This is a genomic window from Spirochaetales bacterium, assembly GCA_016930085.1.
GTDB lineage: Bacteria > Spirochaetota > Spirochaetia > SZUA-6 > JAFGRV01 > JAFGHO01.
Window position 1 is genome coordinate 35,749 of record JAFGHO010000125.1, and the last position, 17,159, is coordinate 52,907.

General features: G+C 49.2%; 18 protein-coding genes. 5 read left to right on the plus strand and 13 right to left on the minus strand.

Annotation, left to right across the window (positions count from 1 at the left end; all coding sequences use genetic code 11):
• Nucleotides 1-40: 40 nt before the first annotated feature.
• The 3 genes from galU to JW881_21015 all read right to left on the minus strand — a co-directional run bounded on the left by galU (nt 41) and on the right by JW881_21015 (nt 2,800).
• Nucleotides 41-922 (minus strand): UTP--glucose-1-phosphate uridylyltransferase GalU, encoded by an 882-nt coding sequence (gene galU, locus JW881_21005; GenBank protein ID MBN1700002.1) that lies wholly within the window; start codon nt 920-922, stop codon nt 41-43.
• Nucleotides 923-972: 50 nt separating this feature from the next.
• The gene (locus JW881_21010; GenBank protein ID MBN1700003.1) at nt 973-1,983 is read right to left on the minus strand and encodes a hypothetical protein; all 1,011 of its coding nucleotides are present in this window, start codon (nt 1,981-1,983) and stop codon (nt 973-975) included.
• 79 nt (nt 1,984-2,062) lie between these two features.
• The gene (locus JW881_21015; protein ID MBN1700004.1) at nt 2,063-2,800 is read right to left on the minus strand and encodes an SIMPL domain-containing protein; all 738 of its coding nucleotides are present in this window, start codon (nt 2,798-2,800) and stop codon (nt 2,063-2,065) included.
• A gap of 210 nt (nt 2,801-3,010) precedes the next feature.
• Between JW881_21015 and JW881_21020 the strand changes: the two genes are divergently transcribed.
• The gene (locus tag JW881_21020) at nt 3,011-3,649 is read left to right on the plus strand and encodes a hypothetical protein (protein MBN1700005.1); all 639 of its coding nucleotides are present in this window, start codon (nt 3,011-3,013) and stop codon (nt 3,647-3,649) included.
• Nucleotides 3,650-3,775: 126 nt separating this feature from the next.
• Nucleotides 3,776-4,372: a hypothetical protein gene (locus tag JW881_21025; GenBank protein ID MBN1700006.1), complete on the plus strand. Its 597-nt coding sequence runs from the start codon at nt 3,776-3,778 to the stop codon at nt 4,370-4,372.
• Here the strand turns inward: JW881_21025 and JW881_21030 are convergent, their stop codons facing one another.
• Nucleotides 4,373-5,818: an aldehyde dehydrogenase gene (locus JW881_21030; GenBank protein MBN1700007.1), complete on the minus strand. Its 1,446-nt coding sequence runs from the start codon at nt 5,816-5,818 to the stop codon at nt 4,373-4,375.
• Between the two features lie 140 nt (nt 5,819-5,958).
• Complete coding sequence (locus JW881_21035; protein ID MBN1700008.1) at nt 5,959-6,930, minus strand: hypothetical protein; 972 nt, start codon at nt 6,928-6,930, stop codon at nt 5,959-5,961.
• A 382-nt stretch (nt 6,931-7,312) separates the two neighbouring features.
• Between JW881_21035 and JW881_21040 the strand changes: the two genes are divergently transcribed.
• Together JW881_21040 and JW881_21045 are read left to right on the plus strand one after the other, a co-directional pair.
• Complete coding sequence (locus tag JW881_21040; GenBank protein MBN1700009.1) at nt 7,313-7,975, plus strand: hypothetical protein; 663 nt, start codon at nt 7,313-7,315, stop codon at nt 7,973-7,975.
• Between the two features lie 13 nt (nt 7,976-7,988).
• On the plus strand, nt 7,989-8,261 hold the full coding sequence (locus tag JW881_21045; protein MBN1700010.1) for a hypothetical protein: 273 nt from the start codon (nt 7,989-7,991) through the stop codon (nt 8,259-8,261).
• 79 nt (nt 8,262-8,340) lie between these two features.
• Here the strand turns inward: JW881_21045 and JW881_21050 are convergent, their stop codons facing one another.
• From JW881_21050 to JW881_21075, 6 genes are all read right to left on the minus strand, one after another.
• Nucleotides 8,341-10,008 (minus strand): hypothetical protein, encoded by a 1,668-nt coding sequence (locus JW881_21050; GenBank protein MBN1700011.1) that lies wholly within the window; start codon nt 10,006-10,008, stop codon nt 8,341-8,343.
• An 11-nt stretch (nt 10,009-10,019) separates the two neighbouring features.
• Complete coding sequence (locus tag JW881_21055; protein MBN1700012.1) at nt 10,020-11,453, minus strand: hypothetical protein; 1,434 nt, start codon at nt 11,451-11,453, stop codon at nt 10,020-10,022.
• Nucleotides 11,454-11,565: 112 nt separating this feature from the next.
• On the minus strand, nt 11,566-12,666 hold the full coding sequence (locus JW881_21060) for a DUF111 family protein (GenBank protein MBN1700013.1): 1,101 nt from the start codon (nt 12,664-12,666) through the stop codon (nt 11,566-11,568).
• A 2-nt stretch (nt 12,667-12,668) separates the two neighbouring features.
• Nucleotides 12,669-13,412: a nickel pincer cofactor biosynthesis protein LarB gene (larB, locus tag JW881_21065; GenBank protein ID MBN1700014.1), complete on the minus strand. Its 744-nt coding sequence runs from the start codon at nt 13,410-13,412 to the stop codon at nt 12,669-12,671.
• A gap of 94 nt (nt 13,413-13,506) precedes the next feature.
• On the minus strand, nt 13,507-14,361 hold the full coding sequence (locus tag JW881_21070; GenBank protein MBN1700015.1) for a M28 family peptidase: 855 nt from the start codon (nt 14,359-14,361) through the stop codon (nt 13,507-13,509).
• Between the two features lie 2 nt (nt 14,362-14,363).
• The gene (locus JW881_21075; GenBank protein MBN1700016.1) at nt 14,364-15,488 is read right to left on the minus strand and encodes an AAA family ATPase; all 1,125 of its coding nucleotides are present in this window, start codon (nt 15,486-15,488) and stop codon (nt 14,364-14,366) included.
• 76 nt (nt 15,489-15,564) lie between these two features.
• On the opposite strand from JW881_21075, the gene JW881_21080 reads away from it, so the two are divergent.
• Nucleotides 15,565-16,095 (plus strand): DUF4416 family protein, encoded by a 531-nt coding sequence (locus tag JW881_21080; GenBank protein ID MBN1700017.1) that lies wholly within the window; start codon nt 15,565-15,567, stop codon nt 16,093-16,095.
• Nucleotides 16,096-16,234: 139 nt separating this feature from the next.
• On the opposite strand, the gene JW881_21085 is transcribed toward JW881_21080, so the two are convergent.
• Nucleotides 16,235-16,846: a hypothetical protein gene (locus JW881_21085; protein MBN1700018.1), complete on the minus strand. Its 612-nt coding sequence runs from the start codon at nt 16,844-16,846 to the stop codon at nt 16,235-16,237.
• A gap of 3 nt (nt 16,847-16,849) precedes the next feature.
• Nucleotides 16,850-17,152, minus strand: coding sequence for a hypothetical protein (locus tag JW881_21090; protein ID MBN1700019.1), 303 nt, complete (start codon nt 17,150-17,152; stop codon nt 16,850-16,852).
• Nucleotides 17,153-17,159 lie beyond the last annotated feature (7 nt).

Genomic DNA, 17,159 nt, shown 5'->3' on the forward strand with positions numbered 1-17,159 from the left:
TGAATTATAAAAAAAATTTATTCAACAGGAATCAATAACCCTATTCCGCATTTCCCGTTTCGCCCTTGATTTTTGCTGTCAGAAACGCGCGGAAATCCTTTGCGTATTCATGGCGCTTGAGACCGAACTCGACGGCCGTCTTGAGGTATTCGAGTTTGTTCCCGATATCGTAGCGTTTCCCCTCGATCACGCAGGCGCTGATGTCTTCACGTTTCAAGAGAAGTTTCAGGGCATCGGTCAGCTGAAGCTCGTTGTTTTTTCCCCGTTCCGTTTTTTCCAGGGTCTTGAAAATCGCAGGGGTGAGGATGTACCTGCCCGCGACGGCGAGGTTTGAGGGGCTTTTCCCCGGTTCGGGTTTTTCGACGAGATCCTTGACGTCCCAGATCCGGTCGCTCACCTTACGGCCGTCGACGATCCCGTAGCGCCAGACCTTGTCGTCCGGGACCGTTTCCACCGCGATGATGCTGTGCTGATATTGTTCGTAGATGTCGATCAGCTGCTGGGTGACCGGGATGACCGCGTCGATCACCGTGTCTCCCAGAAGCACGGCGAACGGTTCGTTTCCCACATGCTGTTTCGCGTAGGAAATCGCGTCCCCCAGCCCGTTCGGTTCTTTCTGCCTGATATAATGGATGTTCGCCATCTCCCCGATGCGCCGGATTTCGTTATAGAGGTCCTTCGAATCCTTGGTTTCGAGCAGGGCCTCGAGTTCCGTGGTCCGGTCGAAATGATCCTCGATCGCGCGCTTGCCTTTTCCGGATATGATGAGGATATCGTCGATTCCCGAATCGATCGCCTCCTGCACCACGTACTGGATGACGGGCGTGTCGATAATCGGGAGCATCTCCTTTGGTTGTGATTTTGTCGCGGGCAGAAATCGTGTTCCCAGTCCCGCTGCCGGAATAACCGCTTTTCTTATCATCCTTCTCTCCTTGCGTCAATTGCATCCGTTTTTAAAATTCCCCGCGCAATTTATATTACATACGGCCTGATAACCCGCGCCCCGATCTTCTTCATTTCGACGATGAGGTGGTTGAGCATCTCGTCGTCCCTGTACATGCCGATAATCGAACCGCCCGAACCGGCGAACTTTGCCGAAGCGCCGCACGCCCGCGCTGTACGGACCATATTCATGTTTTCCGGGCTGATATTCATGATCGAACTGCGCAGATCGAAATTCTCGTCGATCAGCCGCGAAAGGGTCCCGTCATCGCGTGCTTCGAGGGCCGCAAGGCCTTCACGCGCCACATCCGCGATCCGGCAGAGGGTGTCGATCACCGTTTGGTCCCCCGCGTCGAAACGGGTGCGGATATTGTTCAGCACCTGGCCGGATACCTTGCCCAGGTCGAGCCTGTAGGCGATGTACAGCCCCGGAAGCAGCGCCGGGTCGAGCTGCCGGTATTTTCCGCAGCCTTTTTCCCTCAGGTGCTTCTTCTCGAAATCCATGTACACGCACCCCTCGTATACCTGGATCACGCGGTCCTGCAGGCCCGCGTTGATGCCGAGTTCCTCCACTTCCGTCTGGAGGATGAGGGTGGGGAGGTATTCCTTTGGAATCGGTATATCGTAGAAGGCGGTCAGGGCCTTCATCATGGCCGTGACAATGGCACTCGATCCGGCCAGCCCCACCTGCCGCGGAATCGTCGACTGGTATTGCACGGTGAAGTTTTTCTTTTCGAGCCGAAATCCGTGCTCCCGGCAGTATTCGAAGAATTTCTTGATCGACGCCTTGATGAGGCGGTCACCCCCGTAATACCCGTGCAGCTGGATCGATTCGAAGAGGTCGTAGATATTGTCAAAGGTGTTCACGTCCTGTTTCTGGGGTTCGATATGGAGTTTCGGCGTCTGATAGAGGGCGATTCGGGCGCCGAAATTCCGCACGCTTATCGAAATCGTCCGGCCGAAATAGCCGTCGGACGGATTTCCCAAAAGCCCGGCCCTGGCAAACGCCCTCGAATCGATAATCACCGCTTCCTCCTGCAAAAATACGTTCCTTAAGGAAAAAACCATTATACCGCGGAATACCCGTTTTGGTAAAGCCCGGGATTTTCACACACCGCCGTTATTTTACGATCTCGAAGGTCACCCGCAGTACCGACGACACCGGTATCTCTCCCGGAAATAACGTTCCGTATTGGTCGGATACCTCACCGGGAGACGAATAGACCGCGTTCGACACCCACGATTTTCCGGCATACGGCCACGCTGAAGAACCTTCCGTCTCTTCGACAATCGATATCGGTCTGCCTGCCCTGAAACCGAGTTCCCCGGCGATCCGCCCGGCTTTTTCCTTCGCGGCCAGGACCGCCATCCGTTGTGCCTCATGCCGTTGCTTCTCGAGTTCCGTTGTTTTAAAGCGGATTCCGGTAATCGAGGTAATCCCTGAGGTAAACAAATCGGCGAGAAGCCCCTCGAACACGGAAAGGTCTGTAAGTGTCAACTGCATCGACCGGGAGACAAAAAAGCCGAGGAATTTCTCCTTCGAGTAACAATTGTCGTACCGGGGCGCGATGGAAAGATAATCTATTTTCAATTGTTTTATCCCGATTTTATGCTTCTTCATCACCCCCTCGATCTTTCGAAGCACATCATCGTGTTCCTTTTTTGCCTTCCACAAATCGTTGTTTCGTTTCTCTACGGATATGATGATGTCGACCGAATCGGGGACGAGTCTGATTTCAGCCTTACCGGTAACCGTGATACCCGGCAGGCTTGATTCTTCGGCATACCCGTGTATACCGCACGCGAAAAACATAATACAGGCCGCTAATACCGGAAAAAAATGGCCGTTCTTTATCATAACCGGCACCTCCGTCATTGAAATGATGATGAAAGTATAGCAAAGGGAATCATGCCGGTTGTCATACACCTGTAAAATAAATGTAAAAACAATGAAAAAACAACCGGATGGAATGACCGGTTACCCGGACCCGGTTATCTTTCCCATTTTGCTTTTTATTATTGACCGTCGTAAAAATATACGGTATCCTGATGAAAAAAGGAGCCCGCCATGCCGGAAAGAAGAGAACTCGATATCGGTATATCCAAATACGCCCGTGAAAAGGTCATCGAACGGCTGAAATACGGGTTTACCCACGATCATCTCGAACAGCAGGATTTCGAGAAACGTCTCAATATCGCGATCAATACACAATCGAAGGCCGACCTCATTGAACTCGTCGACGATCTGCCGGAAATAAACGAGGAGCCCGGCCCCGGAGATGCGGGTACGGCATTCCCCGTCTCAATAAACAGGGGGCAGGTCAGGGATAAAAGCGTCATGGTCAGTATTTTCGGCGGCACCGAACGGAAAGGGGTATGGAAACCGTCCAGAACGACAAACATGGTGGCCTTTATGGGAGGCGTCGATCTCGATTACACGAACGCAGTGTTTCCGCCCGGGATTACCGAAATCAATGTCTTCTGTATGATGGGCGGCATCGAAATCACCGTTCCCCCCGGCGTCAATGTGGAAAACCAGTGCGTGTCGATTCTGGGCGGTGTCGATGACAAAAGCACACAGACGGACGATCCCCGGTGTCCTACCATTGTGATAAAGGGGGTGGTCCTCCTTGGGGGGATCGATATAAAAGCCCCCAAAGAAGGGCTTATGAAACGTATTCTCAAAAAACTCGGACTGGACGAGTAGATAACCGTAGCCCTTTCCCCCCATTTTCATTGAAATCCCAATCGATTACCGTTATATTTGTATCAGGGAACAATCCCCGCATAGAAAAAAGCAGAAACGGATTTTTTATTGATGAGAGGATGAGGTTTGAAACCAGGCGTCCGAAAACTCATACTGCTTGCGCTCTGCACAGGGTTCATCTGGTCCTGTAATGATATTTTCTACAATCCCTTTACCGAAAATACGTACAAAGGCGAGGACGAAGTGCCGACACCCGGGCCGACCGATGTCCCGACCGCAGCACCCACCTCCGAACCGACACCCGCGGGTTCAAATGAAACCCCGGAAAACGCTGAACCGGTCGAACTCGTTGCGGGAAGCGCGCAGGTGGCGGCGGACAATACGGACGCGAACCAGGCCGTCACCATGACCCCGGACTCCTGTGTCGGCTGGACGACCGAAGGGAGTGATCTCTTTTACAGCATCGCCCTCACCGGGGGAGAAACGATTACGATCATAATTACCCCCGACGGATGGGACCCGGCACTCTACCTTTTTACCGATGCCTTGAACCCGGAGGGAAGCTGCGTGGCCGGGGCGGAAGACGAGGGTGTCGACGGACAGGAAACCATCGTTTACCCTGTTCCCGTGGGTGAAGACGGCACCTATATTATCGGGGTGGATTCATACTTTCCCGATTTATTGGGCGATGGCCCCTTTACCCTCGACATTTCCGTCGAGTGATCACTTCAGAAATCTTTTCAACAGCCGTAATTTCCCTTTATAGGGCGGATACCGGATGGGATTATCGATCCCCAACGAGTTTTTCATGACCGATTTATAATGGGTAAAGGTATCGAACGAGGCCCTGCCACGGTACCGGCCCATTCCGCTCGTTCCCACGCCGCCGAAGGGAAGGAAGGGATTGGCGAAAAAGACGAGGGTGTCATTGATGCACCCCCCGCCGAACGGAACCGTGCGAAGGATCTCCTCCTGCGTTTTTTTATCGTTTGAAAACAGATACAACGCGAGAGGATGCGAATGACTATTGACGATATCGACCGCCTCATCGAGCCGGTCGTAGGAGACCACCGGCAGAACGGGCCCGAATATTTCCTCTTCCATGATCGTCCCGTCGAGCGGACAGTTGCGGAGAATGGTCGGTTCGATAAAAAGATGTTCCCTGTCCGCCCGCCCCCCCGCAACGATCTCCCCCTGCCCCAGTAACGAGGAAAGCCGCATAAAATGCTTTTCATTGATGATCCGTGAATAATCGCTGCTTTTGAATCGGTCTTTTCCATAAAAACGGTCGAGATATGTTTTCATCGCTCCAAGAAGCGCTTCCTCGATATCCTTATGAACCAGAAGGTAATCCGGACCGATGCATGTCTGGCCCGCGCTGTAGAATTTGCCCCACACGATACGTTTTGCCGCGAGATCGGTATCCGCATCGCGGGCGACGATACAGGGATTCTTCCCGCCCAGCTCGAGCGTCAGCGGTGTGATATCCCGTGCCGCGGCACGCATGACGAGTTTCCCCACTTCAATGCCGCCCGTAAAAAAGATATAGTCGAACCGCTCGTCCAGCAGGGCCTGATTGACCTCCCTGCCGCCTTTGAACATACTCACAAAATGGGGGGGGAAGACGTTCGATATGATTTCTTCCATGACATCACTCGTGTGACGGGAGTAATGCGCCGGTTTCAAGACGGCGCAGTTTCCCGCCGAAATCGCACCGATCAGGGGATTCACAAGAAGAATGAAAGGATAGTTCCACGTTGCGACAATCAACACGACGCCGTAGGGCTCCGGGAAGATATGACTCGATGAGGGAAAATGAAGAAGGGGGGTATGAACGTTCACGGGCTTCGCCCATTTTTTCAGCTTTTTTATATGCATGCCGATTTCATCGTAAAACAGACCGATCTCCGACGAATAGGCCTCGAACCGCGGTTTCCCGAGATCCCGCCGCAGGGCACAGAAGATACTTTCTTCATTCTCCTTTACCGCCGCCCGCAGCCGCTTCAGCTGTTCCAGCCTGAAAGCGGTATCCTTTGTTTGATGGGTCGAAAAGAAATCACGCTGTTTTTTGATTGTTTCCCTGATACCGTAAGCCGGTGTCCGGCTATACTCCCGGGAACCGGGTCCCGTGCGGTTTTTATCCTCTTCTATAAAAGGTGACGGGTCCATTGATGTCATTGTACGGGCATTATTAATCAATGTCAAGGAATAACTGTGAAAGGTATCCGGGCGTCTGTATTATCACAAGCTTTGGGGACAGGAATAATGTCGAAACAAATACAGAACGGCTGCCGTTTGGTGATTCATCATCAATAAAAAAAACGTATCGACGGCATCGTGATATATTCGACATCGGGATCTTTCATTGCATCGGTCCCGTATCTGTATGGCGTCCCGTTAAAATAATCTTCGGGAATGATGAACGCCGTGGCTTTTAGTGCAGACGGACCTGAACCCCGTATCGGTATATCCATGATCATATAGATTTGAACTTCCTCTAGGCTGTCAAAACTGTCTTTTAAAAATTCGACATTCATATCCCAGATAATTCTCGAACTGGACTTTTCGGATTCAAAATACGCTATTGTATTATCATGATTCCAGAAAGCGACGGTATCCACGGGGGATATTCTTTTTTCTTCCTGTCCGGAAGACGAACACAACCGTAACTCCATATGCAATATGATGTTCCCGGCGTAATCGACGGCGTCCGGGTCGGGTTTTCCCCATGTTGACCCGTCACCGGTCAAAGGATCTAGTAAAACCCTTGTGTCGGGAAACAGCAATTCCCCTTTGAAGGGCATGATAATCATGCCGCCGGTGTTATCATAGCAATAGTCGCAGTCGATATCCATCTTGTCGAGACAGATCGTACAGACGGAGCGGTCACCGTGCGAATAGGTATGATCGGAAATGACCGGTTGATATAAAAACAAGTGATCGGGGATAACGATGTTATCGATTCCGCTTCTATCGGAATAATAAGAGATGAATAACGCAGGATCATCGATATCGTCTGTTCCGTCGTTATCGGTGTCTTTGGTGAAATGACACAACATTGAATCGGCATAGACAAAAAAAACGTCCGGCTTTATGGTTGGAAGAGCCGTCGCCGGTGCCGTGGTCGGTACCGGAGTGGGTATTTCGTCTTCAGGCGATTCCTTCTCATTATCGGAGAAAATATCGACCCTGGAACAGGCGGTAAAGAAAAAGAATGAGCAGGTAAAAATAATTAAAAACCCGGCGGCAGCCTGATATTTCAGATAAAATTTTCTTTCCATAATTGTATCCTCCCGTTATTTATTATGACCCGGCAGAAATATTACAAAATATCAGCCGGACAACTAAATACAACGGGTCCATTTAACAATGAAAAGAGACGGAAGGTCAACATGAATTTCTTTTTCAAATCATCCTCGTTCATGAAAAACAATGTAAAATAACCGCCAATATACCCGCAACAATCATCACAATATTGTATCTCACAAAGCACACGGCTTGAAACCCGGATTAAATTATATTAGTATTTTTCAAATTAGTTTTTAAACTGTCGTTTGGCAATTACTATTCAGTGTCATTGAATATCCTGGATTTATTTGACATAATAAGCAGTATGTTTGTCTTCCCATTATAAAACAAAGTAATATTCGACGGGGTATGAATATGACAAAACCGAACTTTTTAGTTTATCTCTTTTTCTTCCTTGGATCATCACCTGTCTTTGCCGACGCGTCCGGTACCCTCATTACCGTCTTCTGGAATACGGTTGCCGAAAACGAAACCAAGTATTTCCATTCCGAACTCTCGACGCCCGAAGACTGGGAAATCCTGCGGTTGTCCATAAAGAACATCGACACGGGTTTGGACGCCCTCATCATGTCTGAAATAATCGGGGGTAAAAACCGGCTGATTATCACAACGGGGTGCAGAAAGGAACTCTTCGGCCTGGCGGAAAAGATCGTGAGCATGGCCCCCTCTTTGAAACTGCTTTCACCCGTCGCCCTCTTTCCAAGGCTGACCGAATTCGAGCCCTTTACCGTCGACGGTATCGCGCTGTCTGTCGGCGACGTCGCCGTCCGTTTTGACGATCCCGAAGACGGTATGTACGATCTGATCTATGTCCTGCCTGAGGAACACATCGCAAAGGTGACATACGATGAAACCGACGAGTATTATACGGCATACATGAACGTATTGTATCTTATGACCATGCAGGTTCTCGGTGAACGGCTAATGGCGGAAAAAATAAACGGCATTGACATGTTTCGAGTCAACGTCTTCATGCCGGGTATTCCCCTGTCGAAATTATGCGAACGGATAAAGTGACCGTTGAGCAGGCATGAATCAGGTCCTCCTTTACGATGCCATTCACGCATCGAATAAAGCCGGTATCGAAAACGACGAACGCTACCGCTCCGAATCCGCCCACGCCACCTTCTGCAGGTTCACCTCGCCCCTGCGCGATCCGGCGGGGCTGCTCCGTTACATAGAGAAGCACCGGTCGTATGCCCTGGGAACGGAAACGGTTGCGGTAATTGAACTGGTCGAACACGACTGGTACAACAGATCATCGGCGAAAAGGATAATAAAACAGTATGTTCTAGTGGGATGAAATGCTGCAATGCATCATTATCGTAAAAATGAACATTCCATACAATTATCGTTGTTCAATATATCGAGAGGCGGCCCCTTCACCCTCCGGCATCCCCGTCTTCGTTCCCCCCGGCAATCACGCCCCTCACCGGTTCGTCGATCTGCGGATACCCTTCGGCGCCCAGACTGGTCAGAATAAGCCGGAGTGTGTTGAGGGCGGACTTCCCTTCTATATCGAGTCTCCTGCCGCCGAAATAAACGGCATTGAAGATCCGGTACGCGTCGCGCTCTTCGATCCGGAGTTTCGCGACATGGTTTCTGATCCCGTGATCCGACTGTAAAATAATGACGCAGCCGGGATTGCGGCGGATAAGCGAGGTCACCACAAGCCGGAGGCGTCTCGAAACGAACTGGTGCTGGCCTGCATAATAGTCCTTGACCGACCAGGTGCGCCGCCCCTCGTGCAGAATGGTGCCGTCTGCCTTGAAGAGGAACGGCACATGGGGGCAGCAGATATATGAAAAAACAACGGTTTTCTCCGCAAAATCCGGATTCGAGGGTTCCTGAAAAAAATCGAATATGCCCAGGACGTTGCTCACCCACGGTTTCCAATCCTCATGCAGCGTCCGGTATCCTTCCGAGGCAAAGACCTCCTCCGTTGTCAGAAGCGGCAAGGCTTCGTGTTCCGTTATATCCTCATCGCCCGGCGTTTCCATTATGTTGAAAATCGATAGAATCGATTTGTCCGCCGCGATATCCTCCACCGTTGAGCCGTTCTCCGTCATGTACCGGACTTTTTCCAGGATCTCCGGCTCCCTGAGACTCATAATCGAATTGAAATAGCCGTTACTGGTCGATACCTGATACAATGCATACCCCAGCGATCGAAACGCCTCATACAGCGCAGAGGTTTCTCCGTTCAGCGTCCGGGCCTCCTTATCCGTCATTTTCTCCGTTGCCACATAATCCAGGTTCACCAGATCCGCCATGCACTTGGGTGTCGAGAGGGAATTGCTGTAGCTGGAATCGGAGATAGAAAAGCCAATGTCAAGAAGAAACCGCCTGAAGGCCTCTTCACTCTCGTCATAATACTTCCCGAATACCGTAAAGTCCGCGTATTCATCCATGATAAACAGGTATATATCCGTCTTCCCTTCTTTTTTCTCCGTCACCGAAACCATCTGAGGATCATCGGTTACCCGGCGCGTGATATCTCCCCGATCCTGTGAAGAGGAACGTGAAACATTCGGTTCACCCATGATCCGGACGATCGAAGGGACAATACCGATGGTGGCAGACAAAAGCAGAAAGCCGAGGGTTGCCATGAAGATCAGCGCGATCTTTGACTGTATGTTCTTTTTCTCGACCGCCCTGATGAGAAAGAAACATCCTGTCAGGAGAATCACACTCAATACGATACCCCCCGCAATCGTGTCGATAGACGGCAGTACGGCCCCGGAGAGGGACTTCAACGTGCTGAAATTCAGGAAGACCGCCATCAAAGCGGCGCTCCACAACCCGGCTGAGGCCGGTTTTCGCAGAATGAGGGTGAGTATCGCAAGCAGTCCCAGACCGCAGGCGGCGGAAATCGTCAGGGGAGGTATAATGAGGGCAAACGGCATTTCATCGGTATTGTTCGTATACAGCAGATACATCGGCAGAACACAGACAAAGAGGGTAAGCAGGAGGGGGACGAATATCCGGCGGGGAAGTTTTTTCCATTCAAGCGGGTATTTTTCTCTGTACGCACGGCTGAATATCTGCATCAGGTTTCTCTTTAAAGCTTATCGATGAGGATGGAGCACTTGCCCGAGGGGATGGGAAGCGTCCGCTTTTTCGACCCGAGAATGTTGATCGTAAAATAGTAGAGTTTTTCCGATTCAAGCCTGATTTCCCAGCCGCGTCCGCTCTGATTCGAGATGATCTTGATCATATTCCGTTTCAGGGAAAGGTCCTCCATACCCATGGCCTCGAGGGTCGGGACGATCCAGTCGATCGTTTTTCTTGGAAGGGAAATATAAAACCCGATCACGTTTTCGATCATGAGCGCGACCGTACACAAACCGGCGTACGGAAGAAAAAGTTTGCGAGGAAACTCGTTTTTCTTTGTCCATTTCGAGGGCCCGGCCCCCACCGGAACATACGCTTCCCACAGCGAACCCTCGCTCCCGTCTTCCGGGTTGAGGCAGTCGAGCAGAAAATAACTATGCCTGAGGGATACCTGCCGCGCCAGATCGAAACGGCCGTATTTTTCGAGCCCCTTGACGATCATGAAGGTAAAATGGGTAAAAACCGATCCCCGGTACCCCATGCCGTGTTTGTTGAAATGCCGCTCTTTCGCGGCGAGTGAGGGAAAAGGATTATCGAGTCCGAATTCGTTCGGATTGGAAAGATGGGAAATAATACGTTCGCTTTTTACCTTGTTGGGAATTTCCGCGAAAAGCGGCCAGAAGGAAGCGATCGTTTTCACCTTGAGCTGGCGTTCCTTTTTGTCGAGGTCGTAGTAATACGCGTCGGTCTCGTTCCACATAAGGTTGTTGATCCGTGTTTTCAGGGAGAAATATTTTTTCTTGAAGCGGTAGCTTCGTTCCTTGTCGTTCATTATCTCACCCAGGGCGGACATATAGAGGGCATTGATCGCCTGCTGCACATTGAAATCGATCGGGTACATCATCTCTTCACGCGGCGAGTTTTCCATGGTCGTGGCGGCCAACGGCACGGAATAAAGGCCGTTATCCTGCCTGAATGTCTTCTCGAGCCAGTTGTAATACTTTTCGAGGACCGGCATGATTTCTTTCACACGTTTCTTGAAACCGAGTTTGTGGTAAATATTGAACTCCGCCCAGGAAAAAAGCGGGGGGAGAACGCATTCGGGATTATTTTTCGAAAACACCGGTTGGCCGTTTTTTTCACTGTAGATGCCGCGTATCGCCCCCGAAGGTTCCTGTTTTGTATAAAAATTATCCAAAAGCGGGGTGACAGGGAAAATCTTGTTGCTGTACACCAGAAAAAAACTGGAAAAAATCGCCTCAAACTGATTTATCGTATCGTTGTGGGGATAATTGAAATATTTTGTATGCAATCCGTTATGGGAATTACCGTTTTTCCAGGACCCCTTTATCCAGGTCCACGTCTTGTCATAAAGGTCTACCAGATCCTGATCGTAAAACTTGATCTTCGGGAACACCTTTCCAGTTGTCTTTGCCACTATCACTCCTTCAAATAAGACCGACCGCCGGCCTTATATCCGTCTTAAACCGTTATAATATCTAAAGTTAAACGGGATGCACTACAGCGTTTCCACACGACTATCGAACAAACCGTTATTGTATCATTTGTTCGGGATCAGTCAACTGTTTTTTTATTTCTCCCATTATCCTATTATATACCTGCTGTATCGGGACACCCTTTCCCCTGCTTATCTCGAGCAGATCGTCAAACTCGGGCATCTGCTTTATCAGGGTCCGTCCTTTGTATCCCTCTTTGACACGTATCGTTCCGAACGGCGTCTCAATTTTCCGGATTTTCCGGTATACCATGAACCGCTTTGCCCGGTAAAAACGAATCCCGAAGGTCGATGTCCCGGTCAAAAGGAGGTCTGCAATCCTTTCAATATCTTCGGGTTTTGTCAACACCTGAACGAAAAAACCGGTCCGTCCTTTCTTCATGCCGGCCGGCACCACAAAATAATCCAGGGCGCCCGCTGAAAGCACCGCTTGCATCGCTTCCGCCAGTACCTCCGGCGTACTGTCATCGATATTCATCTCGCAAACGAAAACCTCATCGGTATCATATCCGTTTCCACATCCTGAAATTCCTTCTCCCCGAATAAGCCTGACACACGGCTTCACGCCTTTTACCGTTATCTCCCTCACTTCACGAATCCTCATCCCGTACGACACGGTAAAGGGATAGAAATAATGAAGGAGTATTCGGGCGAGTGGCGGCGGGACCGATTCCGCCGCGGCATCAAGGCGAATCTTTTTGTTTTTGAAAAGGTGCATCGTGGCGGTCGGGGAGGTCATGCCGATTCCCGGTACCGTTGATACGATCTCCGTTTTCTCCTTTATCTTTTGAAGAAGAACGATAATCGAAAGTAAAAGAAAATGATCCGCAGCCTCGATGTCACCCGTTTCCCCGCTCAAGACGATTTTCCCAAAAACGGATGCGTATGCCCCGGTGCAGGCAAGGGCGTCTTCATGCGATATTGGTGGATATTTTCCGAAAACCTCCTCTATCCGCTTCCGATCGAGTGGCCGGTCCGTGGTCTTTGTTCCAAACAACGAGCTTATACCATTGAGGTAGGGAACATGACATCCCTCTAGACTTTCCCTCAGAAAAACGCTCCCCTTTTCTTCCAGACAGAGAAGACATTGAAGAAGAAGGACGCTATTCAATCCCGCGGTCATATCGATGAGCCACACCGTTATTTTCCTTTATTAATCATTGAAGCAATAAAGCCCGCTCCAAACCCGTTATCGATATTTACCACCGCAACACCCGGCGCACAGGAATTGAGCATGGTCAGCATTGCGGCGTACCCCCCGCTTCCCGTTCCATACCCGACGGACGTCGGCACGGCGATTACCGGGCCGCCGGTAAGTCCCGCGATCACTCCCGGTAGGGCCCCGTCCATTCCGGCTACGGCGACAATCACCCTGCTTTTTCTGAGGTCATCGAGTTTTGAAAAAAGACGGTGAATCCCCGCGACGCCGATATCCCAATGGGTGGTGACCGCGGACCCCATGACGCGGGCCGTTACGGCAGCCTCTTCGGCGATGGGGATATCGGATGTCCCGGCGGAAACGACACTTACCAGTCCGCTTCCTTCACCGATGTTGCCGATCGTGATCACGCCGCTTCGCTCGTAGAATGTCACATGATCGAAGCTTTTATCCAGAAGACGGTAGACACTCTCACGGGCGCGGGTCAGAAGGATGATTCTGTTGCCCGGCTTCAGAACCCCGACAATATCGCAAATATCCCTGTCTGTTTTATTCAGGCAATAAACGACTTCCGGGTAACCGGTTCTCCCGGAACGGGCAAGATCCACTTCGGCGAAACCAAGGTGACCGCTCATCAAACCGACGAGCCGCCCGTATCCCTCTTCAGGAAGGATTTCGCCTTCCTTTATTTTCAGCAAAATATCGATAATGTGGTCTTTTCCCATTCCGAAAGCAAATCCTTTTTCGCTCTTCTCGACTTCCTCTGATTTTTCCGCTTCCTATAAGATAACGGAGATTTGCTGATAAGTCAAATTTTTTTTATTTTTTGTTCACATCCTCTCCACGGGGCCCCGCCGACAGAAATCGGTAAAGGACCTCCCCAACATAGAAAAGGGAATCCCTGGAACAATGATCTATCGTATCCTGTTGCGTGTGCCATTGGGGATAATCGATATCGATGAGTATCACAGCCGGAATCCCGGAACGAATGAAAGGATAATGATCGCCGATGACGGCATTCACCGTATTATTGAAAAAACAGGGAAATCCCAGCCCCCTCCCGATCGAAAATATGGTTTTTAGCACCCCCTTTGACATCCCGGTCACGCAGGAATTGAAATCGATATTCAGGTGCATATCCAACCCACCGACCATATCAAGGGCGATGACCAGGTCGGGTTTCACCCTTCCTTCTTTCGCATAGATTTCCGCACCCACGCCGAACTCGTATCCGTCGATATTGCCGACATCCTCGGCGTCGAAAAGGACAAAGACGACATCGGTTGCCGGCTCCGTTTCCGAAAACGCCCGCATAAGTTCCAATATGACGGCAACACCACTCGTTCCGTCATTGACGCCGGGAATGGGGATATTTCTTTGCGCCGGATCGGCTTCATTATCGGCGATCCACCGCGTATCGAAGTGGCTTCCCAAAAGAATCGTGAATTCCGGATTCCTGCCCTTTATAAGGCCGCAGACATTCGCGCACTGTATCTGTGTTCCCCGAAAAGGAAGCGAAAACTCCTGAAGCCACGATGTCCGGCAAAGCGGCTGCATACGGTGAAAAAAGTCGGTGATCGCCGCTTTATGTTCGGCGGTGCCCGGCGGCCGTTTTCCACTGGCGGCAAATGTGACGAGAAGCTCCCATGCGCGCTGCGGGTCAAAGCCGTTCACGATTACTCCTCGATCGTACTGACGATGGTATCGTCCTTTACCGTAAGATGAATGGCGATATCCCTTTTCTTTGCGGAGTAGGCGTCAAAACAGGCATTTTCAAGATGTTCGGTAATGAGAGCATGCAGTCCCCTGGCCCCGGTCTCCTTTTTCAGACAACGCTTGACGATGACCTCATAGACCGCATCATCCACGACGAGCCTGATACCGTCGAGGATCAATTCGTTGATATACTTGACAATCGTGTTCCGGTGCAGAATATCTTTCAGTGTTTCCTCGGACAGGGGGTTGAAAGGGATAATCCGCGCGAACCGGCCCACGAGTTCGGGCATGAGTCCGTACGCCTCGAAATTGGCCGCCTTTTCCACATCCTCACGTGAGAGGGGCTGTGAAATACCGCCGGAGAGCCCGATATCCGCTTCCCTGTTAAAACCGATATGTTCTTCCTGCATGCTGAACTTGAGTACCTTTCTGAAACCGGAAAAGGTACCGCAGGCAATAAAAGGGACATCCGCTGTGTTGAACGCGACCCGCGGTGCGTATGTCGAATGGCTGAGTTCACTCGGCACATCGATTTCCGCCGCCTCGAGCATTTTCAGAAGTTCCCGCTGGACGCCGAATCCGGTCACGTCTTTTGTGGTTCCCTGACCCGCGAACACCGCCGTATTCTTGCCGGCTGCTATTTTGTCGAACTCGTCGATGCAGACAATCCCCACGGAAGCGAAATGGGGGACATCACGCGCCGCGTAAAGGAGTTTCGTCATGATGCTTCCCACATCCTGTCCCACATATCCTGTTTCAGAGTAGGAGGTGATATCGATAGTGACGGTGGGAAGCTTCAGCACCTTTTCAAAAAGCAGTTCGATCAGGTAGGTTTTCCCGCAGCCGGTCGGACCGATCAGCATGATGTTTTCCTTTGCCGGAAGCCTGTTCCGGTCGATATTGCCGAGGTAGATCTTTTTCACCCTGCCGATGTGACGGTATGCCATAAGACAGACCGCCTTTCGGGCTTCTTCCTGATCGATATACCCGTTTTCACTCAGGATATCGAACATTTCCTGCGGGCTGTAAAGAGGAATGCTTTCGATAAGGGATAAAAACTTTGTCTTGTATTCCCTGTCTGCCACATCCCCATGATGACATCATATCATGCGATGTGTCAATATCTTCACGGTATTCCCTTTTTTTGATACACTTAATTCCATGGGACACATAAAGCCTTATACCCCGGTCAAACTCGTGACGGGTATCCTGACAAGCGCCCCGGCAGCGGAACCTGCATTACTCCGCGAACTGACCGCACGTTTCGGAACTATCGATTACCGCAGTCCGTCGTTACCCTTCGGTTATACCGGCTACTATGACGGCGAAATGGGCACCCCCATCACGCGGTTCTTTTTTTCCTTTTCCGACCTCATCCTGCCTGACCGTCTTTCCGGCATCAAGCGCGCGACGAACCTGATCGAAACCTCTTTTATGATAGACGGCAACCGGAAGGTCAATATCGATCCGGGGATTCTCTCCCTGAGTAATTTTATCCTCGCAACGACGAAGATCTCCTCGCACCGTATCCCCCTCACGGACGGCATGTACGGCGAAATCACCCTCCTCTTTCAAAAAGGGAGCTTCCGGCCCCTCGAATGGACCTATCCTGATTACCGTGACGGGAAGTACATCGGGATCCTCAATACCGTAAGGGAGTTGTATAAAAAACAACTTGAATCGAACAAGTAGGTCTCTTTGTTTGTGTTGATAAAAAATTTGATATCTATTACTGTCAATAATTTATCCACTAGAATTTAGTTCTCTTGAAAATATTAGTATAGAATATATTTATAATAAATTAAGCTAATATAGAAAAATATAGAGAAACCTAATACTTTCTATCAACTCTCTCACACATCCTATTAAAATGAATTGATAATTTATATAATAGCAACCAAAATCCATATTGTGACAATGAGACTATTCGTATATCGGATATATTTTTACGCTTAATATATTCATTATTACAGCAACAAATACGATCAAAAAATATAAAAGAATCCTCAAATAAACCTTGGCCTTTTGGTAGAAAGAATGTTTGCGTGATTTTTTGTTTTTTTAGGTCATTTAAATGATCTTCAATAGAACTTTCAGTATAAATACGTTTTTCTAATAATAATTTTTTATACTTACTTATTTTAAAAATAGGAGAATAAACAATATTTGAAGAATATTTACGCTTATTAAATACATCTATATCGCATGTATTGGATAAAATCAAAGAAGTAGCTGCTCTAATCTCTTTATCAGGAAGATTTAGAACAAGTAATCCTTTTAAACAGTCACCTTGGTAGATTATTTCTCTATCTTTTTCAATGTAACTATACATTCTGTCGTCAATATTAGAAGGAAAAAGAGATAAATCTGAGAATAATTTATCTTCTGTTTCAGGACTAAGATATTTTGGAAGAAATTGTTTAATATCATCCAAATCAAGCATTTTCTACATTAAGTCCCAAAAATTATCGTTTACTAAACTTACAATCCTGCTATCCAAATCCTTCGAATCATTTGTTAATTTATTAATAAATTTATTTATTATTTCAATTTTATTTAGTAAAGAACGTTCAGGATCATTTATATTTTCAAGATTTATTTTATTGGCAAAAGGTTCATCTTCTATATCAGGAAAATTAAATACAGAACTAGTATCAATACCTGTCTGTTCAAGAACACCGTATAAAACCAGCACTGCTGCTGTCGCAATAGCTATTGGCTTAATATTTGAAGCAGTATTCTCAGTCATTTTTTCC